At 43.8% G+C, this 23,243-nt stretch carries 20 protein-coding genes and 1 other annotated feature; of the genes, 14 read left to right on the top strand and 6 right to left on the bottom strand.

Annotated features, from left to right (window positions below; genetic code table 11):
* Positions 1 to 102: 102 nt before the first annotated feature.
* Positions 103 to 1,311, bottom strand: coding sequence for a serine hydrolase (locus tag AAC854_RS01585; RefSeq protein WP_340615599.1), 1,209 nt, complete (start codon positions 1,309 to 1,311; stop codon positions 103 to 105).
* Between the two features lie 185 nt (positions 1,312 to 1,496).
* Here AAC854_RS01585 and AAC854_RS01580 point away from each other — a divergent pair, with 185 nt between their 5' ends.
* Positions 1,497 to 2,117: a glutathione S-transferase family protein gene (locus AAC854_RS01580; protein WP_340615598.1), complete on the top strand. Its 621-nt coding sequence runs from the start codon at positions 1,497 to 1,499 to the stop codon at positions 2,115 to 2,117.
* Positions 2,118 to 2,120: 3 nt separating this feature from the next.
* Here AAC854_RS01580 and AAC854_RS01575 read toward each other — a convergent pair whose 3' ends face one another.
* The gene (locus AAC854_RS01575; RefSeq protein WP_340615597.1) at positions 2,121 to 2,954 is read right to left on the bottom strand and encodes an SDR family oxidoreductase; all 834 of its coding nucleotides are present in this window, start codon (positions 2,952 to 2,954) and stop codon (positions 2,121 to 2,123) included.
* Between the two features lie 308 nt (positions 2,955 to 3,262).
* On the opposite strand from AAC854_RS01575, the gene hisL reads away from it, so the two are divergent.
* The 9 genes from hisL (at position 3,263) to hisIE (ending at position 10,649) form a co-directional block, all read left to right on the top strand.
* Positions 3,263 to 3,310, top strand: coding sequence for a his operon leader peptide (gene hisL, locus AAC854_RS01570; RefSeq protein ID WP_139837445.1), 48 nt, complete (start codon positions 3,263 to 3,265; stop codon positions 3,308 to 3,310).
* Positions 3,286 to 3,406: a sequence feature (His leader region), on the top strand. (Overlaps the previous gene by 25 nt.)
* 55 nt (positions 3,407 to 3,461) lie before the next feature.
* On the top strand, positions 3,462 to 4,361 hold the full coding sequence (gene hisG / locus AAC854_RS01565) for an ATP phosphoribosyltransferase (RefSeq protein ID WP_340615596.1): 900 nt from the start codon (positions 3,462 to 3,464) through the stop codon (positions 4,359 to 4,361).
* A gap of 6 nt (positions 4,362 to 4,367) precedes the next feature.
* Positions 4,368 to 5,693 carry a histidinol dehydrogenase gene (hisD, locus tag AAC854_RS01560; protein ID WP_422824023.1) on the top strand — a complete coding sequence of 442 codons (1,326 nt, stop codon included), beginning with the start codon at positions 4,368 to 4,370 and terminating at the stop codon, positions 5,691 to 5,693.
* A 9-nt stretch (positions 5,694 to 5,702) separates the two neighbouring features.
* Positions 5,703 to 6,809 carry a histidinol-phosphate transaminase gene (gene hisC, locus AAC854_RS01555; protein ID WP_340615594.1) on the top strand — a complete coding sequence of 369 codons (1,107 nt, stop codon included), beginning with the start codon at positions 5,703 to 5,705 and terminating at the stop codon, positions 6,807 to 6,809.
* The gene (gene hisB / locus AAC854_RS01550) at positions 6,806 to 7,891 is read left to right on the top strand and encodes a bifunctional histidinol-phosphatase/imidazoleglycerol-phosphate dehydratase HisB (RefSeq protein WP_340615593.1); all 1,086 of its coding nucleotides are present in this window, start codon (positions 6,806 to 6,808) and stop codon (positions 7,889 to 7,891) included. The genes hisC and hisB overlap by 4 nt, the downstream gene beginning before the upstream one ends.
* Positions 7,892 to 7,929: 38 nt before the next feature.
* Positions 7,930 to 8,520 (top strand): imidazole glycerol phosphate synthase subunit HisH, encoded by a 591-nt coding sequence (gene hisH, locus AAC854_RS01545; RefSeq protein ID WP_340615592.1) that lies wholly within the window; start codon positions 7,930 to 7,932, stop codon positions 8,518 to 8,520.
* A 4-nt stretch (positions 8,521 to 8,524) separates the two neighbouring features.
* Complete coding sequence (hisA, locus tag AAC854_RS01540; protein ID WP_047961689.1) at positions 8,525 to 9,262, top strand: 1-(5-phosphoribosyl)-5-[(5-phosphoribosylamino)methylideneamino]imidazole-4-carboxamide isomerase; 738 nt, start codon at positions 8,525 to 8,527, stop codon at positions 9,260 to 9,262.
* Positions 9,244 to 10,020 (top strand): imidazole glycerol phosphate synthase subunit HisF, encoded by a 777-nt coding sequence (gene hisF, locus AAC854_RS01535; protein WP_340615591.1) that lies wholly within the window; start codon positions 9,244 to 9,246, stop codon positions 10,018 to 10,020. Before hisA ends, hisF begins: the two co-directional genes overlap by 19 nt.
* A complete protein-coding gene (gene hisIE, locus AAC854_RS01530; RefSeq protein WP_340615590.1) occupies positions 10,014 to 10,649 on the top strand; it encodes a bifunctional phosphoribosyl-AMP cyclohydrolase/phosphoribosyl-ATP diphosphatase HisIE in 636 nt (211 codons plus the stop codon). The genes hisF and hisIE overlap by 7 nt, the downstream gene beginning before the upstream one ends.
* 223 nt (positions 10,650 to 10,872) lie before the next feature.
* On the opposite strand, the gene AAC854_RS01525 is transcribed toward hisIE, so the two are convergent.
* Together AAC854_RS01525 and AAC854_RS01520 are read right to left on the bottom strand one after the other, a co-directional pair.
* Positions 10,873 to 11,952 (bottom strand): methyltransferase domain-containing protein, encoded by a 1,080-nt coding sequence (locus AAC854_RS01525; RefSeq protein WP_340615589.1) that lies wholly within the window; start codon positions 11,950 to 11,952, stop codon positions 10,873 to 10,875.
* A 97-nt stretch (positions 11,953 to 12,049) separates the two neighbouring features.
* The gene (locus AAC854_RS01520) at positions 12,050 to 13,054 is read right to left on the bottom strand and encodes a permease (protein WP_340615588.1); all 1,005 of its coding nucleotides are present in this window, start codon (positions 13,052 to 13,054) and stop codon (positions 12,050 to 12,052) included.
* Between the two features lie 120 nt (positions 13,055 to 13,174).
* On the opposite strand from AAC854_RS01520, the gene AAC854_RS01515 reads away from it, so the two are divergent.
* Positions 13,175 to 13,507, top strand: a complete 333-nt coding sequence (locus AAC854_RS01515; RefSeq protein WP_273547189.1) for an ArsR/SmtB family transcription factor — start codon at positions 13,175 to 13,177, stop codon at positions 13,505 to 13,507.
* 180 nt (positions 13,508 to 13,687) lie between these two features.
* Here the strand turns inward: AAC854_RS01515 and yiaY are convergent, their stop codons facing one another.
* Positions 13,688 to 14,839, bottom strand: a complete 1,152-nt coding sequence (yiaY, locus tag AAC854_RS01510; RefSeq protein WP_340615587.1) for an L-threonine dehydrogenase — start codon at positions 14,837 to 14,839, stop codon at positions 13,688 to 13,690.
* Positions 14,840 to 15,008: 169 nt separating this feature from the next.
* On the opposite strand from yiaY, the gene AAC854_RS01505 reads away from it, so the two are divergent.
* Positions 15,009 to 15,503, top strand: coding sequence for a YbaK/prolyl-tRNA synthetase associated domain-containing protein (locus AAC854_RS01505; RefSeq protein WP_340615586.1), 495 nt, complete (start codon positions 15,009 to 15,011; stop codon positions 15,501 to 15,503).
* A 320-nt stretch (positions 15,504 to 15,823) separates the two neighbouring features.
* On the opposite strand, the gene gndA is transcribed toward AAC854_RS01505, so the two are convergent.
* A complete protein-coding gene (gene gndA / locus AAC854_RS01500; RefSeq protein WP_340615585.1) occupies positions 15,824 to 17,230 on the bottom strand; it encodes an NADP-dependent phosphogluconate dehydrogenase in 1,407 nt (468 codons plus the stop codon).
* A gap of 297 nt (positions 17,231 to 17,527) precedes the next feature.
* Here gndA and AAC854_RS01495 point away from each other — a divergent pair, with 297 nt between their 5' ends.
* Together AAC854_RS01495 and AAC854_RS01490 are read left to right on the top strand one after the other, a co-directional pair.
* Positions 17,528 to 19,108 carry a TerC family protein gene (locus AAC854_RS01495; protein ID WP_340615584.1) on the top strand — a complete coding sequence of 527 codons (1,581 nt, stop codon included), beginning with the start codon at positions 17,528 to 17,530 and terminating at the stop codon, positions 19,106 to 19,108.
* A gap of 254 nt (positions 19,109 to 19,362) precedes the next feature.
* Complete coding sequence (locus AAC854_RS01490) at positions 19,363 to 23,157, top strand: phage tail protein (RefSeq protein WP_340615583.1); 3,795 nt, start codon at positions 19,363 to 19,365, stop codon at positions 23,155 to 23,157.
* Positions 23,158 to 23,243 lie beyond the last annotated feature (86 nt).

Here is a 23,243-nt window from a genome sequence, read left to right as displayed (position 1 = left end):
TGTTTATGCGGCAGCGCCAAAAAAATGCCAGTCAACCTTTTGGTGACTGGCATTTTTCACGTCATGTTGTTATGTAGACTTATCAAATTCTTTTAGCTCTAACTAACTGAATAACGAGCCAAACCAACCGGTTACAGTTTTTACAACGAAATCCCACATACGACCAAAGAAGCCACTTTCTTCCACTGCTTCTTTAACTACCAGCGGACGCTGATCAATAACTTTATCATTGAGCATAAAAGCCACAGTGCCCACCACTTGGTTTTTCGCCAGCGGCGCTTCAAGGGAAGTTTGATTCAATGTAAAACTGGCTTTTAAATTACCCACCTGCCCACGAGGCACTATCACTGAAGCATCTTTCTCAACCCCTAAAGCGGCCTCTGAACGCGTCCCGTACCATACTTTTTCAGTCACCAGCGTATCACTTGCCTTTAGGGGGATCGCCGATTCATAAAAGCGGAATCCCCATGCTAAAATTTTTTCACTGTCAGAAAAACGCATTCGATCACTGGGGGCACCCAATACCACCGAAATCAAACGCATTTGCTCTTCTGTTGCTGATGCGACCAGATTATAGCCAGCGCCATTGGTGTGTCCGGTTTTCACACCATCCACATTCATATTCTGGTTCCACAATAAGCGGTTACGATTAGGCTGACGGATATTGTTAAACGTAAATTCTTTCTCTTTATTCAGAGCATACTCTTCCGGCACATCACGGATCATAGCCTGACTTAAAAGTGCCATATCATGGGCTGTACTATATTGGCCGGCTGCATCCAGGCCATGAACAGTTTTAAAATGGGTATTCGTCAGTTTCAGTGTTTTCGAATATTTATTCATCAAATCAACAAATGTGTCCTGACTGCCTGCCACATAATCAGCAAGGGCAATACTGGCATCATTACCGGACTGGATTACAATGCCGCGGTTCAGATCTATAACCTTAACTCTGTCACCCGGCTTCAAAAACATTAGGGATGAACCTTTAAGCACCGGGTTACCCGTAGCCCAGGCATCTTTACCAACAGTTACCATATCTTCTGTGGAAATCTTTCCTGACTTAATCGCCTGCCCAATCACATAGCTGGTCATCATTTTGGTTAAACTTGCCGGATCTAACCGCTCATCAGCATTATTTGAAGCTAGAATTTTTCCGCTGGCATAATCCATCAATACATAAGCTTTAGCATCAATTTCAGGTGCAGCGGGTTCGTCCACTGCATACACATTGGCACTCGCTAGCCAAAAAACACTCAAGCCAACAACAAAAGATTTTATTACCGGTGTATGTCGTTTTTTTTCCATCATCAGTCGCCCTTTTTCTTTATTACTCAACTTTGTATATATCTATAAAGTAAAAATAAAAACTCTTATTAATATAGGATGTTATAAGAGAAGACTCCAACCCAATAACGTAAAGATTTTCTTGTTATTAGTCTGATTTTGTTATTATATTATCGACAATTCCGAGTGAACTTATATGAGAAAAAATAATGCTGACAATCTGGGGTCGTAAAAACTCATCAAATGTGAAAAAAGTCCTTTGGTGTCTGGAAGAGTTGAATGTGCCATATCAACAAATTGATATTGGCGGAAAATTCGGTAAGCTCAATGATCCTGCATACCTACGCATGAATCCGAATGCCGTCATTCCTTGTTTGCAAGACGGTGATTTTATTTTGTGGGAATCAAATGCAATTGTACGTTACATTGCAGCCAAATTCAGTAAAGATGGCCTTTACCCAGCCGATCTTCAAGAAAGAGCCAACATTGAAAAATGGATGGATTGGGTTGGTTGCAATCTATTTCCGCCCATTAAACAGTTCATGATCAGTTTTATCAGAACACCAGAAGATCAGCGCGACCCCAAAATTATTACCCAAGCTTTAGCAGAAATTGAAAAATTACTGAAAATTGTCGATGACATACTCAGTCACCAACAATACCTTTCCGGTGCTAAATTTGGCATGGCTGATATCGCTCTGGCTCCGCTGGTTTATTTGTGGCTAAACGTAGAGATAGATCGCCCTTCCCTGCCAAATCTAGAACGCTGGTATCAACTGTTAACCGAAAGACCCGCTTTTAAAAAGATTGTTATGATCGAAATAAATTAATCATTAGCTCATTGGCATTCTGCCGGGATCTGGAAACTGATACTCAAACCCCAGTTCCCGACAGATCCGGCTACCATCAACCACCTTGCTTTCAATTGCCTTACTTTCCGATTGCAAAAATTCTGGCGGCGTTAAATCGAGTTGTTGGCTGGCTAACGGATAATATTCTGATCTTTTCGGGTGAATCGGTGCACACAGATTATAAATATGCCCCCCTTCTGGCTGCTGGATAAGCAGCTTAATGGCGGAAATAACATCATCCTGATGTACCAAATTAACCGCATTTTCTCCCCCCTCAATCGCTTTTCTCCCCGCGAGAAAACGCCCTGCATGGCGCCCATTACCTACCAGGCCAGCCAAACGTAATATATCGACCGATGTATTGGGTAACTGGTGCAGCCAATTTTCCAGCTCCACCAACGCCGTTGCTGATTGTGTTTCAGGAGACAACGGCTCATCTTCATTGAGATAACCCACAGATGAGCCATAAACTGAAGTGGAACTGGTGAAAATAATTCGTGGAACAGCATATGAAAGCGCAGTATCGATAATCAGCTGCACGGCTTTGACATATCTTTCCCCTCCACCAGCAACCCCACTAACCGGTAATGCTAAAACCAGCACATCGACAGACATCAATTGCTCAAGATCATCCATTTCACAGACAATTTGTGGGTTTAGATTCAATAGGCGGCAATCGATACCACACATACATGCAGCTTCAACACCATCCGATGTTGTTTTACTGCCAACTACCTGCATACCACTACTTAGTAGTGCTTGCGCCAATGGCATTCCTAACCAGCCTAGTCCAATAATAGAAACTTTTTTTACCATGGCTCTTCCCCAAGACTGACATGATTTTGATTATTAGGTCAATATATGACCACAGCTAACATTACCCGTATATTTTCCTAATGACAACAGCCCTTATTTATTATTGAAAACAATTAATTAACACAAAATAAATATCTTTTTTTAAAAAAAGTTTGCTTTTCATACATAAAATCATATAGGTTAAACAACAAGCAACCAGTCCTTAGCCGAAAACATAACGTTAAGTACAGTCATCATTAAGTGCATATATACCCTTTATAAAAATAACACTTAATATAGATCAGACGTAGATAGAGAGCTCTCATATTATGAACCGTATTCAATTCAGCCATCATCATCACCATCATCCTGATTAGTCTTTCAGGCTGCTGTGTGCTGGAAGACATTTAATCCGTCTTCCGGTGGCATGAATACGACAAAACCCCCGGAAGATTTTCCGGGGGTTTTTTGTTTCTGGCTTCTACGATTTAAATACTGACCGAATATCAAGATAGGGTAAAACACAACATGTTAGATAAAACACGTTTACGGATAGCCATTCAGAAATCAGGCCGCCTTAGTGATGATTCCAGAACATTGCTGGCACGCTGTGGGATCAAAATCAACTTACAACAACAACGCCTGATTGCATTTGCAGAAAATATGCCCATTGATATCCTGCGCGTCCGCGACGATGATATTCCCGGCCTGATTATGGATGGGGTTGTCGATTTGGGCATTATCGGTGAAAACGTCCTTGAAGAAGAATTACTGACTCGTCAGGCTCAAGGAGAAACCCCGAATTATTTAACATTACGTCGTCTGGATTTTGGTGACTGCCGTCTTTCCCTCGCAGCTTCCTTTGATTGCGAGTATACAGGGGTGGAATGCCTGCAAGATGCCCGTATTGCCACATCTTACCCACACTTACTAAAACGTTATTTAGATCAGAAAGGCATACGCTTCAAACCCTGTCTCCTTAATGGTTCTGTCGAAGTTGCACCTCGTGCAGGGCTAGCGGATGCCATTTGTGATTTAGTTTCAACCGGTGCCACATTGGAAGCCAACGGGCTGCGGGAAGTTGAAGTAATTTATCGCTCAAAAGCCTGCCTTATCCAACGTGATGGTGAGATGCCAGAACCTAAGCAACAGCTCATCGACAAACTGATGCTCCGCATTCAAGGCGTCATTCAGGCACGAGAATCCAAATACATCATGCTGCACGCTCCCAATGATAAGTTGGAAGAGATTATTTCCCTACTGCCGGGAGCCGAACGCCCCACCATTTTGCCGCTCGCAGGCGCCCAAAATCGTGTCGCTATGCACATGGTCAGCAGTGAAACTCTATTCTGGGAAACGATGGAAAAACTCAAAGCATTGGGTGCGAGTTCCATTCTCGTTCTGCCAATTGAAAAAATGATGGAGTAAAACTTGATGAATGTTAATTTTAAAACCATCATCCGCTGGCAAGAATGCACCCCAGAGCAACAAAAAATATTGCTGGCCCGCCCGGCTGTCGCGGCATCAGATGATATAGCCTGCACCGTCAAACAGATCCTGAATACAGTAAAAACACGCGGCGACCAAGCATTACAAGAATTCAGCCAACGCTTCGACAAAACGATTGTGGAAGCCATCCGGATCACTCCAAGTGAAGTAGATTTAGCTGTCAACCGCCTGAACCCGGAAATTAAACAGGCTATGCAGCAAGCCATGAATAATATTCGTCAGTTTCACGAAGCGCAAAAACCAGTAAAAATTGAAGTTGAAACCCTGCCGGGTGTTCGCTGCCAGCAAATCACCCGCCCAATAAACTCAGTCGGGCTTTATATTCCCGGCGGCTCTGCCCCGCTGCCTTCTACAGTATTAATGCTGGGCATACCAGCCAACATTGCGGGTTGCCGTAAAATCATCCTGTGTTCTCCACCTCCCATTGCCGATGAAATTCTCTATGTGGCACAACTGTGCGGGATCACTGAAATTTTCCAAATTGGTGGAGCACAAGCCATTGCCGCAATGGCATTCGGTACAGAATCTGTTCCCAAAGTAGACAAAATTTTTGGCCCCGGCAATGCATGGGTCACAGAAGCCAAACGGCAAGTGAGCCAATATATTGATGGTGCTGCAATCGACATGCCCGCTGGCCCGTCAGAGGTACTGGTTATCGCTGATCACGGAGCTAACCCTGTATTTACTGCCGCAGATTTACTTTCTCAAGCGGAACATGGCCCGGATTCCCAAGTCATACTGCTAACACCTGACGAAAACTTTGCCGGACAAGTCATCCATGAAATTGAAGCCCAGCTCGCGATATTGCCACGCCAGCAGATCGCAAATCAGGCTTTGCAGTCTAGCCGCATCATTATTACAAAAGATCTCACCCAGTGCGTGGAGATCAGCAACCAATACGGCCCTGAGCACTTGATCATTCAAACCCGTCAACCTGAACAATTAGTGGAACAGATTACCAGTGCTGGCTCTATATTCCTCGGTGACTGGTCGCCAGAATCTGCGGGGGACTATGCATCCGGCACCAATCATGTCCTGCCGACCTATGGCTATACTTCAACCTATTCCAGCCTCGGTCTGGCTGATTTTCTAAAAAGAATGACCGTTCAGCGACTCACACCACAAGGGTTGAGAAACCTCGCTCCCACGATAGAAACGCTGGCACAGGCAGAACAACTCATCGCGCATAAAAATGCGGTTACATTACGTATGGCTGCTTTGAATGACGCAAACTTAGAATCACAAGGCTAAGGATCAATCATGAGTACGGTTTTTGATATCAATTCACTGGCAAGAGAAAATATTCTTAATTTAGTTCCTTATATGTCAGCCCGCCGTCTGGGAGGTAAAGGCGATATTTGGCTGAATGCGAATGAATACCATACCGCACCCGATTTCCAATTTCGTGAGAACACGCTCAATCGTTACCCTGAATGTCAGCCCGCCGCAGTTATCCAACGTTATGCCAATTACGCAGGCTTACAACCGGAACAAGTTCTTGTCAGCCGTGGAGCGGATGAATCTATCGAACTGTTGATCCGCGTTTTTTGCGAACCAGGGCGTGATGCCGTGCTGTTTTGCCCGCCTACTTATGGCATGTACAGTGTTAGCGCGGAAGCCTTCGGCATAGAACAAAAAAAGATCCCTGTCAGTGCCAACTGGCAACCCGATGTTGATTCCATCAAAAATAATTTGGATCGCGTCAAACTTATTTATATCTGTAGCCCTAACAACCCCACGGGTAATTTGGTTGAACCTGCGGCATTACGTCAGATCCTTGAACTCACCCGTCACCAGGCCATTGTGGCCATTGATGAGGCCTACATCGATTTTTGTCCGCAACATACTACCATTCGTTGGCTGCAAGACTACCCTCACTTGGTCATTTTGCGAACCCTCTCGAAAGCTTTTGCTTTGGCTGGATTACGTTGTGGATTTACGTTGGCTTCTGCCGATATTATCGCGCTGATGCTGAAAGTGATTGCCCCTTATCCGCTTGCAACGCCTGTCGCAGATATCGCTGCACAAGCACTAACGGAAACGGGTATTCAGACAATGAAAAATCGTGTGGCAGAAATTGTCAGTAACCGGATTTATCTTCAGCAAGAGCTCAGTCAATTGGCATTGGTTGAAAGCGTGTTTCCGAGCGAAACCAACTATATTTTGGTGAAATTTACCGATGCAGAAATCGTATTCAGGACGTTATGGGATAAAGGAATCATCTTACGTGATCAGCGGAAGCAGCCGGGATTAGAGAATTGCCTGCGCATCACCATTGGTAGCCGGAGTGAATGTGAACAGGTGGTCAATGCCATCAATGCACTTTCCAGCCAGACCCAACAAATCAAGGAAACCGAAAATCCATGAGCCAGAAACTGCTTTTTATTGACCGAGACGGAACGTTGATCACTGAACCCCCCAGCGATTATCAGGTTGATCGCCTTGATAAACTGGCCTTTGAAGCTGGCGTCATCCCTGCCCTGCTATCCCTGCAAAAAGCAGGTTACAAGCTGGTTATGGTGACTAATCAGGATGGATTAGGCACAGCCAGTTTTCCACAAGCTGATTTTGAGCCACCACATGCCCTGATGATGCAAGTTTTTACTTCACAAGGTATCCATTTTGAAGACGTACTGATCTGCCCGCACAAACCTGAAGATAACTGCAACTGTCGTAAGCCCAGACTCGGCTTGGTAAACAAATATCTGGCAAAAGATGTCATTGATATCGAAAACGTCATTGATACTGAAAACAGTTATGTCATCGGTGATCGGGAAACTGATTTGCAATTGGCCCAAAACATGGGAATTAAGGGTATTCGCTACCAACCTGAATCACTTGGATGGTCAGCCATTTGCGAAAATTTGACTCGAAAAGATCGCTATGCACATGTTGAACGTAAAACCAAAGAAACGGCCATTGATATTGAAGTCTGGTTGGATCGCGAAGGTGAAAGCCGTATCAATACCGGTGTTGGTTTCTTTGATCATATGTTGGATCAGATCGCGACTCACGGCGGGTTCCGCATTAACATACAAGTCAAAGGCGATCTCTATATAGATGACCATCACACCGTTGAAGACACTGGTTTGGCACTGGGTGAAGCCTTGAAGCAAGCATTAGGAGATAAGCGGGGAATCGCCCGTTTTGGCTTTACATTGCCAATGGATGAATGTCTTGCTCGCTGCGCCTTAGATATTTCCGGTCGCCCACATCTTGAATATAAAGCTGAATTTAAACATCAGCGTGTCGGAGATTTAAGTACAGAAATGATAGAACATTTCTTCCGTTCCCTCTCCTACACAATGGGATGCACCCTGCACCTGAAAACCAAAGGAAAGAATGACCATCATCGGGCAGAAAGCCTGTTCAAAGTTTTTGGCCGGACATTGCGGCAGGCTATTCGCATAGAAGGCGATACCTTGCCTAGTTCAAAAGGTGTTTTATAAGGGATGCTATAAGGGAAGTTATGATGAAGGAAGTTATAATGAAAATAGTTATTCTGGATACAGGTTGTGCTAACCTCGCATCTGTTGCTTATGCCATCCGTCGATTGGGCTATGACCCAATTATCAGTTTAGACGCAAATGTTGTGCGTTCAGCCGATAAACTACTTCTGCCCGGCGTGGGCACGGCTGCCGCTGCAATGGAGCAACTTGAACAACGCCAATTAATCCCATTGATTAACTCACTCTCTCAACCTGTACTGGGTATTTGCCTCGGCATGCAGCTATTGGCTGACATCAGCGCGGAAGGCGATAACGTTCCTTTGCTGAAATTAATTAACGCACCCGTCGAAAAAATGGTGACCAAAGGATTACCATTACCGCATATGGGCTGGAACCAAGTGCAGGCACAGGAAGGACACCCTCTGTTTCGCCACATTACAGACAATGCCCGGTTCTATTTTGTTCATAGCTATGCGCTGCCTATCGGTGAATATACGATTGCTCAAACGGAATACGGCAATATATTTAGCAGTGCCGTTGCAAAAGACAATTTCTTTGGAGTGCAATTCCATCCTGAGCGTTCAGGTGCAGCAGGCGCACAATTATTGAAAAACTTTCTGGAGATGTAATCCCATGATTATACCTGCATTAGATTTAATCGACGGCAACGTGGTTCGTTTGCATCAAGGAGATTACGGTCAACGCCGGGATTATGGCAATTCTCCACTTTCGCGTTTGCAACAATATGAGCAGGATGGCGCTGAATTACTGCACTTAGTGGATCTGACAGGTGCAAAAGATCCTGCCAAACGACAGATCGCGCTTTTGAAAGAGTTAGTGGCGGGTGTGACTGTGCCTGTTCAGGTTGGCGGAGGCATTCGTTCAGAAAACGATGTCAAAACGCTTCTTGAAGCAGGTGCCAGCCGGGTTGTAATTGGCTCGACTGCAATTACCCATCCTGAATTAGTCAAACAGTGGTTTCAACAATATGGAGCAGAGGCGATTGTACTGGCATTGGATATCCGCATCAGTGCCGATGGGGTTAAACAAATAGCCATCAGTGGTTGGCAAGAAAACAGTCATGCCACCCTTGAATATGTCATTGAACAATATCTTCCTGTCGGGTTAAAGCATGTGTTATGTACCGATATTTCCCGTGATGGCACATTAAGCGGCTCTAATATCACTCTCTATCAGGAAATCAGCCAACAATACCCACAAATCCGGCTTCAAGCTTCCGGCGGTATTGGCAACCTCGCCGATATTTCTCCCCTGCCTGCGTCTGGTGTCGCAGGTGTTATTGTCGGGCGTGCATTACTGGAAGGAAAATTTACCCTGACGGAGGCTATACAATGTTGGCAAAACGCATAATTCCATGCCTTGATGTCCGTGATGGGCAAGTCGTCAAAGGCGTACAATTCCGTAATCATGAAATTATTGGCGATATCGTTCCTCTTGCACAACGCTATGCCCAAGAAGGCGCAGATGAGTTGGTGTTTTACGATATTACCGCCTCGTCTGATGGTCGTGTGGTGGATAAAAGCTGGGTAGCAAAAGTTGCGGAAGTCATCGACATCCCTTTCTGTGTGGCGGGTGGCATTAAATCCATTGAAGAAGCAGGGCAAATTTTATCGTTCGGGGCAGATAAAATTTCCATCAACTCCCCTGCACTTTCTGATCCTGATTTAATTAACCGCTTGGCTGATCGCTACGGAGTCCAGTGTATCGTTGTAGGTATTGATACATGGTTTGATGAGAAAACCGACAATTATCAGGTTTACCAGTTTACAGGTGATGAAAAACGGACAACCGCAACACGCTGGCAGACATTGGATTGGGTCAAAGAAGTACAACAACGTGGAGCGGGTGAAATTGTCCTGAATATGATGAATCAGGATGGTGTCCGCAATGGCTATGATCTCACGCAACTGAAATTAGTGCGTGATGTCTGTTCTGTACCGTTAATTGCTTCTGGAGGAGCCGGAGCACCGGAACATTTCCTCGATGCTTTTCAACTTACAAACGTTGATGGTGCTTTAGCTGCCTCCGTTTTTCACAAACAACTCATTAATATCGGTGAACTCAAGCAATATCTTGCTACACAGGATGTCGAGGTTAGAACATGTTGACAGCACAGCCATTAACAACACAAGAAATCGAAAAGCTGGATTGGGGAAAAGTGGATAACCTGATGCCAGTCATCGTCCAGCATGCTATTTCTGGAACAGTATTAATGTTGGGTTACATGAATCAGGAAGCACTGAATGTCACTCTCGACTCAGGTAAAGTGACCTTTTTCTCCCGTACTAAACAGCGGTTATGGACAAAAGGCGAAAGTTCCGGTCATTTTCTGAATCTGGTTGATATTTATCCCGATTGTGATAACGATACTCTACTCACCCTCGTAAATCCTGTTGGCCCAACCTGCCATAAAGGTACTGAAAGCTGCTTTGCTTCCGTACAAACCGACTGGGGTTTCCTCTATCAATTGGAACAACTATTGGCAAGCCGAAAAAATGCCTCGCCGGACAGTTCCTATACCGCTCGTTTATACGCCAGTGGAACAAAACGCATTGCCCAGAAAGTGGGTGAAGAAGGTGTGGAAACAGCATTGGCTGCGACAGTGAATGATAGAGAGGAATTGACCAATGAAGCCGCAGATTTGATTTATCACCTGCTGGTTTTGCTGCAAGATCAGGATCTAGACCTCAGCTGTATCATTCGTCAATTACGGGAACGGCATTCAGCCAAAGAATAATTTCCAAGGTAGGGATTGAGATTTTCAAAAATAGCAGCCACTTCACTAAGCTATATGTACATGTACATGTACGAAGTGGCTGCCTGCTGTCCTATTAGATAACCTTTTATATCTGAGACAAGATGTCACATCAATTATGGTGGCTATTCAAATTCTGTAGCTCAAAACATCTGACAAATTGTAAAATCATTGTCATTGGTAATAGAGAAGCCGATTACTCTATTTAGCAACCACAACTACTTGGTACATATATGGGAGCAACTGAGGCGGCAAATTGGCTTGAAGTGGTTTCACAGTTAAAAACGCCATAGTGTGTACAACCTTCACCAATCACACTAAACAGGCTATGGTATCGACTTTTGCAAATAATATCTGCCGTATTTCGACATATTGGCACTGCTTTCCCTGTTTCAAATACATGTTCTTGATCAAACATAAAACGAGTGGGAGCTTCAGGATGATTACCTTTGTATATAGCAGCTTGACCATAATCTTCACAACTATCTTCTAGATCAATCCTGAATAATCTGAGAGTCATTGAATACAGTTTTGCGCCACCTAATTTTTCTTCAATGGGCTTGTTGTTAATGGTTTTTAAATGACTTGAAACAACTCGTATATCCCGAAAGCCTGCATCACGAGCGATTTTCACGAAATCGCCATAATACAACACATCACCAATACATTCTCCAATCAACAATGGATCATTTTTCAACTCTTGGGAAAGTCTGCGATCAGAGAAAATATCAGCAAAATAAACTTCTCCACCAGGTTTGAGCAACTGGGCTATTCCTTGAAGTACATTAGATTTTGCAGCCGCCAGATTAATAACACAATTGGAGACTATGACATCGACACTATTCGGCGGTAAATTGAGTGATTCCAAAGACTCGATATTACCATGTATAAAATGTACATTACTTTCATTATAACCATAGGCTTCGCGGTGATATTCGATATAACTCCTGGCAAATTCAATTTGCTCAAGAGTCGTATCCACGCCGATCACTTTCCCTTCTGCTCCTACCAACTTAGATAAAATGAAGCAATCTCTCCCGCCACCACAGCCTAAATCCAACACTGTTGCTCCAGCCAGTAAAGGAGGAAACGGAGTACCACAGCCATAAAATCTCTTCTGCACATCTGGGTGAATTGTCTTTAATATGGCTTTTATCTCATCGGAAGGTGATTCATCGACAGTGCAAACATTGGTTACCAAGTCTTCCTTACTTGAAAGCGTTGTACCATAGTAATACTGTACATTCTCAACTCGCTGAGATAATTCTTGTTCTTTGGTTTTCATCATTCAATTCCTCTAATAAAATCCAACTTTAGGCCAGATATGATTCTAGTGACCTCTCGGCCTAATATGGTTATTTGCTTGTTATCTAAGAGAACATTCAGAAAAATAGGAAAGTCGTGTAACCTGCGATCATTGCCATAGCAAAGATAACAGTGACAAAGGCGGCCAAGAGCTTAAATGTAAATAGGGAGCGTAATAAAATTAGCTCAGTTAGGCTGGCACCGGCACCACCAATAATTAACGCCAGAACCGTTCCGGCACCGACTCCTTTCGCCATCAAAGCTGCTGAAAGAGGTATCAAAGCTTCGGCACGAATATATAGCGGTACGCCAATGACAGCAGCAACGGGGATAGCAAAAGGATTATCTGAGCCAGCGTATTGTTCAAGCAGACTAGTCGGTATATAGCCATAGATAACACTGCCGATTGCAATACCGATAAATAAATACGGTAGTACCCCCTTAAAATCTGACCAAACTTCCTGCCATAAACCGCTGTACTTACTTTTTTGGCGATCAGTTTTAACAATTTGGCTATCACAGCAACTTGTAGATTGCGTGGTGGTTTGAGTAACAGGACCACAGGACGTCGCTATTGATTCACAACTATTTGATATCGTAGGTTTAATGCCACAATTACTTCCAGAGTTCCCGCAACCAGACGCCACTTCACGGCGTATATAACGTTCAAATCCCAGTACTTGTAGCAACCATCCAGCTCCAAGTGAGACTAGAAGAGCAGATAGTACATAAATCGCTGTTAACGTCAGACCAAAAGTAGCAACAAGCAATACAACAATGATGGGATTCAATAAAGGGGAGGAAAATAAAAATACCATCATTGGACCAAAACCAGCTTTGGAACGAATTAACCCTTTCAACATAGGAATAGTCGAACAACTACAGAAAGGAGTAATAGATCCGAGAGCTGCAGCCAAAAAATATCCTCTTTTCCGGTTAGCGCTCAGTAAGGCTTCCACCTTGGATGGAGGTACATGTCGCTGGAGAAGGCCTATAAATAAACTAACACCAATAAATAAGGCTGATAATTCTATGGCAAGGAAAACAAACATATTTAGGGTTTCTTGCAATTGAGAAGACATTCTAATTCTCCAAATATCTATATTTCTAGTAATATGGAATTATTGCGGATAATAGATTGCCATTGCAAACACTGTCAAGTATATTTCTAGAAACATAGAAATTTTTGTTTAGAAACGCGTATGAAACACGAAGAAGTCGCAGAAAGTCTGGCTGAACTAGGGAACACTCACCGATTAGCCATATTTCGATATTTAGTTAAAGCTGGTCATCAAGGAGCCTCTGTCGGGAAAATTCAGAAAGCCTTGGAGATTCCAGCCTCAACGCTATCACATCATCTCGCCCGTCTGGTGAAGGCCGGACTGATCCGTCAAGAGAAGCACAGCCGTACTATTGTATGCATACCTGAATATCAGCATTTGGAAAACCTGATCAACTTCTTGCAAGAAGAATGTTGTGTAGGGATTTCAGTTGAACGTTTCACCGCGGAATCATGTGGATTACGTGAAAAATAGTGTGTGATAACGGAGGATAATATTCCCATCAAGTGTACAGAGTGAGTCCATAGTAGCTCTGAAAAGAAGAACATATATGTGTAGTGCATCTGTACACTTTTGGAAATACGTACTACCAGAAAAAATCATCGTAACCAGTGTTACTAGAATACTCGGTGATTAAAACCATTGCTCAGTAAGTTACATCGCTGCCTTAAAGATAGCAACAACCTCTTCATGTGAAGCTTGAATCGGGTTAGTAAAACCACAGGCATCTTTCAGCGCATTGGTCGCCAATGTCGGCAAATCTTCTTCTTTCACATTCAATGAGGATAATCCAGCCGGAATATTCACATCCTTCGCCAAGCTTTTGATCTCTTGGATACAAACTTCTGCTCCCAGCTGATCATTCAAGTTTGCAATATCAGCGCCCATCGCAATAGCGATATCTTTCAAACGAGCCGCAGAAACTTTTGCATTAAATCTTTGCACATGTGGCAGTAAAACCGCATTGCAGACACCATGTGGTAAGTCATAAAATCCACCTAATTGGTGTGCCATCGCATGGACATATCCCAAAGAAGCATTATTGAATGCCATACCTGCCAGAAACTGGGCATAGGCCATATTCTCACGCGCTTCCATATCATTGCCGTCTTCAACGGCACGGCGCAGATAATTGCTAATCATTGTCACTGCTTTTAATGCACAGGCATCAGTGATTGGGTTCGCTGCTGTAGAAACATAAGCCTCAATGGCATGAGTCAATGCATCCATCCCGGTTGCGGCTGTCAGTCCTTTTGGCATACCTGCCATCAAAGCAGAATCATTGACTGACAGAATAGGCGTAACATTTTTATCCACAATTGCCATTTTAATATGACGTTCAACATCCGTAATAATACAGAAGCGTGTCATTTCAGAAGCAGTACCCGCAGTAGTATTCATAGCAATCAAAGGTAACTGCGGTTTAGCTGAACGATCAACGCCTTCATAATCACGAATATCCCCACCGTTGGTCGCCACCAGCGCAATACCTTTTGCACAGTCATGAGGTGAACCGCCACCCAAAGAGATAACGCAATCGCAATGATGCTGGCGCAGAATTTCCAATCCTTCCTCAACATTAATCGTTGTCGGATTTGGATTCGTTCCATCATAAATCGCACTTTTTATCCCTACCTCTGCCAGCAGAGCCTGAACTTTTCTGACAACACCAATTTCGTTTAGCACACGGTCAGTAACAATCAGCGCTTGTCTGTAGCCATAATTCTTTATTAATTCAACGGCTTCAGCCATGCACCCCATACCAATTTTATTCACTGGCGGGATAAAGAAAGTCGATGCAGCCATTTGGAACCCCTTAGATTTTACTGAAGTATTTCAAATTTCAATGTAAGAGAATTGAATTACAATGTGACAGTTATCTGCCCGGGTAATTTTGACCAGAATCAATAATTGCCTATGTAAGAATAAAAAAATAGGTACTAAATTTTAGTTTGAGTTTATGTAGGAGAAAATTTTGCTAAAAAATGACATTTTCGAACGTCTAACTGCCTTGTTGGATACTCATAATGCTCGTTATCGTGTCATGGAACATGCCACAGGTGGTCGTTCAGAAGAAGTTGCAAAAATACGGGGAACTCAGTTAGGTCAAGGCGCAAAAGGCCTGGTCTGTCATGTGAAAGGGAATGGTTATCGACAATATATCCTTGCTGTTCTACCTGCTGACCAACAAGCTGATCTTGCCACTCTCGCCAAACAAACAGGAGGAAGCCGGGCATCGTTGGCAAGCCCGAAAGAAGTTTCTGAGTTGACACGCTGTGTCTTTGGCGCCATTCCACCGTTTAGCTTTCATCCGGATCTGAAGCTCGTTGCTGACCCATTCCTATTCGATCGCTATGACGAGCTGGCATTTAATGCCGGCAGTCTGGAACGTTCAATTATTTTAAATACGGAAGATTACCGTCGTATCGCTATACCTGAATTAGTTGCTTTTCGAAAAATAGCTGATTAAGGCTAACTTCAGGAAAATACCCAATAAATTCAAGCTAACTTAAATAAAGTTTACATTTTGCTATAATTCAACCAGATGAAATGAGTGATTATTATATGAATAATATTTTTGTTCTAGTAATACTCAGTCTGGTTGCCCTCAGCCTCGCTGTATTGCTTTACTATCATGATGCTGAGATAGCACACTGGTTAGAGAAATTTGCACAACGGTTGCTCAAATAGCAATCTCTGAATTAATATGTTTCATTCAACAAAATAGGGTGTTGATAACTCAGCACCCTATTCTCTGAACATTAGATATTTAATAAAAATATCTAACGATTATTCCAGCCATTCGGAGTGGAACACACCTTCTTTATCGGTACGCTTGTAAGTGTGCGCACCAAAGTAATCACGCTGTGCCTGAATCAGGTTGGCTGGCAAAACGGCTGAACGATAGCTGTCGTAATAAGAAATGGCGGCAGAGAATGTTGGTGTTGGAATACCATTCTGTACGCCATAAGAGACAACATCACGCAGCGCCTGCTGGTATTCATCTGCGATTTGTTTAAAGTAAGGAGCTAGCAGCAAGTTAGCAATAGCCGGGTTTTCATTGTACGCATCCGTGATTTTTTGTAGGAATTGAGCACGGATGATACAACCAGCACGGAAAATCTTGGCAATTTCACCGTAGTTCAGATCCCAACTATATTCATCCGATGCCGCTTTCAGTTGCTGGAAGCCCTGCGCATAGGAAACAATTTTACCCAAATACAGAGCACGGCGAACTTTCTCGATAAATTCAGCTTTGTCGCCATTAAATAGCTGTGCTTCCGGGCCAGACAGCACCTTGGATGCCGCCACGCGCTGATCTTTCAGGGAAGAGATATAACGTGCGAATACGGATCCAGTAATCAATGTCACTGGAACGCCCAGATCCAAGGAACTCTGGCTGGTCCATTTTCCGGTACCTTTGTTGGCCGCTTCATCCAGAATCACGTCAACCAGATATTTACCTTCTTCATCTTTCTTACAGAAAATATCAGCAGTAATTTCGATCAAGTAGCTGCTCAGCTCGCCTTGGTTCCAATCGCTGAATACTTCTGCCAGTTTCTGATTGCTGAGGTTCAATGCGTTTTTCAATAAGGAATAGGCTTCCGCAATCAACTGCATATCACCATATTCAATACCATTGTGAACCATCTTCACATAATGGCCGGCACCGTCTGCGCCAATATAAGTGACGCAAGGCTCGCCATCAACCTGAGCAGCAATCTCTTTCAGAATAGGCGCTACCAGCTCATAAGCTTCTTTCTGGCCACCGGGCATAATTGAAGGGCCTTTCAGTGCACCTTCTTCACCACCAGAAACCCCGGTACCGATAAAGTTAAAACCCTGAGCAGACAACTCACGATTACGGCGGATAGTATCCTGAAAGTAGGTGTTGCCACCATCGATCAGAATGTCACCCTTATCCAAATGTGGCGTCAGCGATGCAATGGTTTTATCCGTAGCTTCACCTGCCTTAACCATCAACAGAATACGACGTGGCTTTTCCAGTGAATTGACAAATTCTTCAATGGAATAACTTGGAACTAATTTTTTCCCTGGATTTTCAGCAATAACTTCGTCAGTTTTATCACTGGAGCGGTTAAAAATGGATACAGAGTAACCACGGCTTTCAATATTCAACGCCAGGTTGCGCCCCATTACCGCCATACCGACAACACCGATCTGTTGTTTGGACATGAATAACTCCCGTCTAATAATGACTGCTGCCACCCAAGATGCAGTACGTAACACGATATGTCATATGCAACACATGCCTGTATGCAACAAAACAGAGTGGACAATTTGTTAATGAAGTCACATGTTAACTCAGGAAGGGTCATAGAGGGTAGTTATTGATGCAATCGATACCGTCGTGGCGTTTGTTTGCTGAAAAAATTTCCAACTAAAATAAATCGACTATTGATATTTAGTCCTTCAATATCCATTATTCAATAGTCGGCAGAAGCCGTTATACTAAAAGGTAAAATAAATTGTATGGAATGGATCGCTGATCCGACGATATGGGCCGGCCTGGCTACACTTATCGTTTTAGAAATTGTTCTCGGAATTGACAACTTAATATTTATTGCCATTTTGGCAGACAAACTTCCTGAAAAGCAGAGAGATAAAGCTCGCCTGACAGGGCTTTCCTGTGCTCTGGTTATGAGGATACTGCTGCTATTTAGCCTGTCTTGGCTCATTTCCCTGACCAAACCACTCGTTACCCTATGGGATCATCCTTTCAGCGCCCGTGATTTAATTATGTTGATAGGGGGACTTTTCTTGCTGTTCAAAGCCACAATGGAATTGAATGAACGGCTGGAAGGGAAAACGTTGCATAGCAATCAACAACGCAAAGGAGCTGGCTTCTGGCCGGTTGTCGTGCAGATTATCGTCCTGGATGCGGTATTCTCACTGGATTCCGTTATTACTGCTGTAGGCATGGTCGATCACATTGGTATCATGATTGCCGCAGTTATCATCGCCATGATTTTGATGATATGGGCCAGTAAGCCTCTGACGAAATTCGTTAATGCACATCCCACAATTGTTATCCTCTGTCTCAGTTTCTTGTTGATGATCGGTTTCAGTTTGGTTGCAGAAGGCTTTGGTTACCACATACCGAAAGGCTATCTCTATGCGGCTATCGGTTTCTCCATCATGATTGAAGCATTGAATCAGTTTGCCCAATTCAATCGCCGCAAATTCTTGACCGCTTCCCGTTCTCTGCGTGAAAGAACCGCGGAGGCCGTTCTTCACATTTTGAACGGCAAACGTGAAAACGCTGCGTTGGATAATCATACTTCCAATCTGATTGCGGATGGTACTGATAACGAAGAAGTCTTTGAGCCTCAAGAGCGCCAGATGATCGCCCGTGTTCTCAGCATGGCTCAGCGTACCGTCAGCAGTATCATGACTTCACGTCATGATGTCGTATATCTTGATGCCCATGCTCCGGCTGAAAAATTGACTCTGCTGCTGGAACAAAAGCCGCATACGCGAATTGTCGTCACCGATGAGACAACCAGTGATGAACCTCTCGGTGTAGTGCATGTGATTGATATACTCAACCAGCAACTGACTCACAATTCCTTCGATTTACGGAAATTGGTGCAACAACCGCTGATTTTCCCGGAACCCCTCTCTTTGCTGCAAGCATTAGAGCAATTCCGTCAGGCACAAACACATTTCGCGTTTGTCGTTGACGAGTTCGGTTCTGTTGAAGGTGTAGTCACAGTAACAGATGTGATGGAAACCATTACCGGTAACCTGCCCGTGGGTGGCGGAGAGATCGATGCCCGCCATGATATTCAGGTCATGGAAGAAGGGTATTGGGTCGCCAATGGGTTTATGCCACTAGAAGATTTGGTACTTTACGTGCCACTACTATTGGATGAAAAACGCGAATACCAAACACTGGCGGGTTTGTTAATGGAACACTTGCAACATATTCCACAACAAGGCGAACAATTGCAGATTGGTGATTATTTATTTGAACCGCTGGAAATCACCAGCCACCGTATCAATAAAGTAAAAATTACTTCATTGAAAGTGGAAGAAGAAGTGGAAATATAACACACCAACCTAAAATCACATGGCTACTGAGGAAAACCGGCATAAGGCCGGTTTTTTTTATTCCTATATGTTTTATCAGTTTGGTTCAATTTTTAGGCTATTTACTTATGACTTCCCTAAGTACAATTGACGCCATTCAATGGTAGTTAGCGGAGATGTCGCCACCGCCTTCATATGCCCAGAAACTTTGACAAAGTCTCCTGTGGCTAATTTAGCAATACATCTATTTATTGTTGATAAGATGAGGGTTTCATATGAGTACAAAACATTTTGCATTACTGACACATGCAGGTAAAAACAAACTGGAAGAAGCTTCTTCATCGGGTAATAAACTTGAAATTACCCATATGGCTGTAGGAGATGGAGGTGGTAGTTCACCCATTCCCAATGCCAGCCAATCTACACTGATTAATGAAAAGCATCGTGCTGAAATTGATACTTTGACCATCGACCCCAAAAATCCCAGCCAACTTATCGCTGAGCAAACACTTCCTGAAGGTGAAGGGAATTGGTGGATCCGTGAAATGGGCTTGTTTGATAAAGATGGCACGCTGATTGCGGTAGGAAGCTGCGCCGATCTCTACAAACAGGAATCTCAGGAGCAAACTATTCGTATGGCTCTGCCTGTTGGTGACAGCAGGCTGACAGATTGGATAAGTAAGCTACTTTCCGGCCTTTCAACTCGCGGCTATGTGAGAGAAAAAATTAAAGAACACGCCGAAAGCCGCAACCATCCTAACGCTACTTTAAAAGAGAAAGGATTTGTTGTGTTGAGTAGTGCGGTAAACAGTGACAACGAAACTAATGCAGCAACACCAAAAGCAATAAAAACAGCCTATGAATTGGCAAATAAAGCTTATGATTTGGCTACTACAATATCCTCTACCGGCAAATTTGTGCCATCAACCCGCAAAGTTAATGGCAAAGAACTGTCCAGAGATATTGAATTGACAGCAGCGAATGTCGGTGCCTACGACAAAATTCAAACAGATTCTCTTGTCAATGGAGCCAATGAATTAGCCAATCAAGCTATTGATATTGCGAATAACAAAGTTCCACTATCTCGTAAAATCAACGGCAAAGAGCTGATAAAAGATATTGAACTGACCGCGCTTGATGTGGGTGCCTACACCCGACAGGAGACTGATGGACTTATCGATACAGTTAAAAAGTCGGCTGATACTGCTAATCAGAACGCCATTCAGGCGCTTACAGAAATTAAAAATACGGTTCCACAAACTCGTAAGATTAATGACAAAGAGTTAATAACAGACATCCAACTGACTGTAGATGATATCGGTACCTACGATAAGAAAGCAATTGACGATCGTATCAATGCCGTTCAGCAATCAGCCGACACGGCCAATAACAATGCCATATCAGCCATTAAAGAGGCTGACAAAAAAGTTCCATTAACCCGCAAGATCAACGATAAGGAACTCTTAACTGATATCCAGCTGACTGCTTCCGATGTCGGTGCCTACAGCAAAGCGGAAAGCGATGCCAATCTCAAGGGTGTTCAGGATTTGGCTGACGGCAAAGTGCCATTAACCCGCAAAGTCAATGGCAAGGAACTCACAACCGATATCCAACTGACTGCTGTCGATATTGATGTCTACGGCAAAACGGAAATCGATACGCGTATCAAGGACGTCAGGGATCTGGCTAACAACAAAGTGCCATTAACCCGCAAAGTCAATGGCAAGGAACTTACAACCGATATCCAACTGACTGCTGTCGATATTGATGTCTACGGCAAAACGGAAATCGATACGCGTATCAAGGACGTCAGGGATCTGGCTGACGGCAAAGTGCCATTAACCCGCAAAGTCAATGACAAAGAACTTTCAGCCGATATCCAACTGACTGCCGCTGATGTCGGTGCCTACAGCAAAGCAGAAAGCGATACGCATATCAAAGACGTTAGAGATCTGGCCGAAAGCAAAGTGCCATTAACCCGCAAAGTCAATGACAAAGAACTTTCAGCAGATATCCAACTGATTGCTGCCGATGTCGGTGCCTACAGCAAAGCAGAAATCGATACGCGTATCAAAGACGTTAGAGATCTGGCCGAAAGCAAAGTTCCATTAACCCGCAAAGTTAATGACAAAGAACTTTCAGTCGATATCCAACTCACTGCCGCTGATATTGGCGCCTACAGTAAAGTGGAAAGTGATGCCCATACCAAGGACGTCAGGGATCTGGCTGACAGCAAAGTGCCATTAACCCGCAAAGTCAATGGAAAAGACCTCACGGCTGATATCCAGCTGATTGCTGCCGATGTCGATGCCTACAGCAAAGCAGAAAGTGACGCCAATATTAAAGTTGTGACGGATCTGGCTGACAGTAAAGTGCCACCCACCCGCAAAGTTAATAACAAAGAACTTTCAAGCGATATCCAACTGACTGCGGCCGATGTCGATGCCTACAGCACAGCAGAAATCGATACGCGTATCAAAGATGTTACGGATCTGGCTGACAGCAAAGTGCCATTAACCCGCAAAGTCAATGGAAAAGACCTCACGACCGATATCCAGCTGACTGCTGTTGATATTGATGTTTACAGTAAAGCGGAAATCGACACACGTATCAAAGATGTTCAGAGTTCGGCTGACAGCAAAGTGCCATTAACCCGCAAAGTTAATAACAAAGAACTTTCAGCCGATATCCAACTGATTGCTGCCGATGTTGATGCCTACAGCAAAGCAGAAATCGATACGCGTATCAAAGATGTTACGGATCTGGCTGATGGCAAAGTGCCATTAACCCGTAAGGTCAATGGCAAAGAACTTTCAGCCGATATCCAATTGATTGCGGCCGATGTTGATGCCTACAACAAAACAGAAAGCGACACCAATCTCAAGGACGTTAAGGATCTGGCTGAAACCGCCAATAAAAATGCCACGCTGGCTCTGCAACAATCTGTTCCATCAACCCGCAAGATCAATGGTAAGGAGCTGATAACTGACATTGAATTAAAAGCTGCTGATATCAATACTTATGATAAAGCGGAAATCGATGATCAAATCAGCAGGGTTACCGAGCAAGCTAAGAAAGCCGATAACACGGCAAAATCAGCCATTGGTATTGCTGATAGTAAAGTACCATTGGCACGTAAAGTGAATGGCAAGGAGTTATCAACGGACATTCAACTTACTGCGGCTGATATAGATACCTATGACAAGGCTGATATCAATATCCTTATTGATGAAGTTAAGGAGCTGGCAAATAATGCCAATAATAATACGGAGAGCAAAGTTCCACTCACGCGTACCGTGAATGGTAAGGCCTTGTTATCCGATATTAAACTGACTGCATCTGATATAAATGCCTATACCAAAGGCGAAGTGGACAACCGCATTGAGGATATTAAAGATCTAGCAAATACAGCCAATAACAATGCGGATGGTCGCGTCCCACTCACGCGTACCGTAAATGGCAAGGCCCTGTTATCCGATATTAAACTGACTGCATCTGATGTAGGGACTTACAGCAAGACGGAGATCGATACCCGCATCAATAAAGTTGAAACATTAGCAAGTGATGCCAATACCAATGCGATAGCCGCCAAAAATGACGTTGAGGGCCGGCTGGAGAAAAGTAAGAATGGAGCCGATATCCCAGACAAACAAGCCTTTGTGAGAAATTTAGGCTTGGGTGATTTGGTAGGATCAGGCCTTGAATCACGTCGAATTGGGGAAGATCACACCATCATCAAACTGGGTGAGATATTCATGTTAAACGGGCTTGTGGTTGGTAGTGAACCTATTGGCGAATTTAATCAATCTGTGATTGGTGGAGTGACTTACTATACTCACTTCTACAAAATCACACTGCCCACGGCCTTGCCAAATGGCATTATTTCATGCCAAGCAAGTATTGTCGGAGATAATTTTGATAATCAGCATCCTAGTTATTTGGCTGATGTCAAAACCCGGCGGGATAATTCAGACGGAATTGGTTTGTCGAAAGATACGTTGACAGTCTCCGTCACGACTAATCAGCTCGGTTGGGTACCGCACTTCTACTATCAGGTTGTCGGGTATTAACGCGGTAGGGTATTAGCAGAAATAGGCATTAAATCAGGTGATCGCTAAGGCGATCACCTGATCCAAACTAAAATATCAATTTCTTT

The organism is Xenorhabdus entomophaga (genome assembly GCF_037996725.1).
In the GTDB taxonomy this organism is placed as follows: domain Bacteria; phylum Pseudomonadota; class Gammaproteobacteria; order Enterobacterales; family Enterobacteriaceae; genus Xenorhabdus; species Xenorhabdus khoisanae.
Note: the sequence above shows the minus strand (reverse complement) of the source record. Positions and strands in the feature narration are given on the sequence as shown.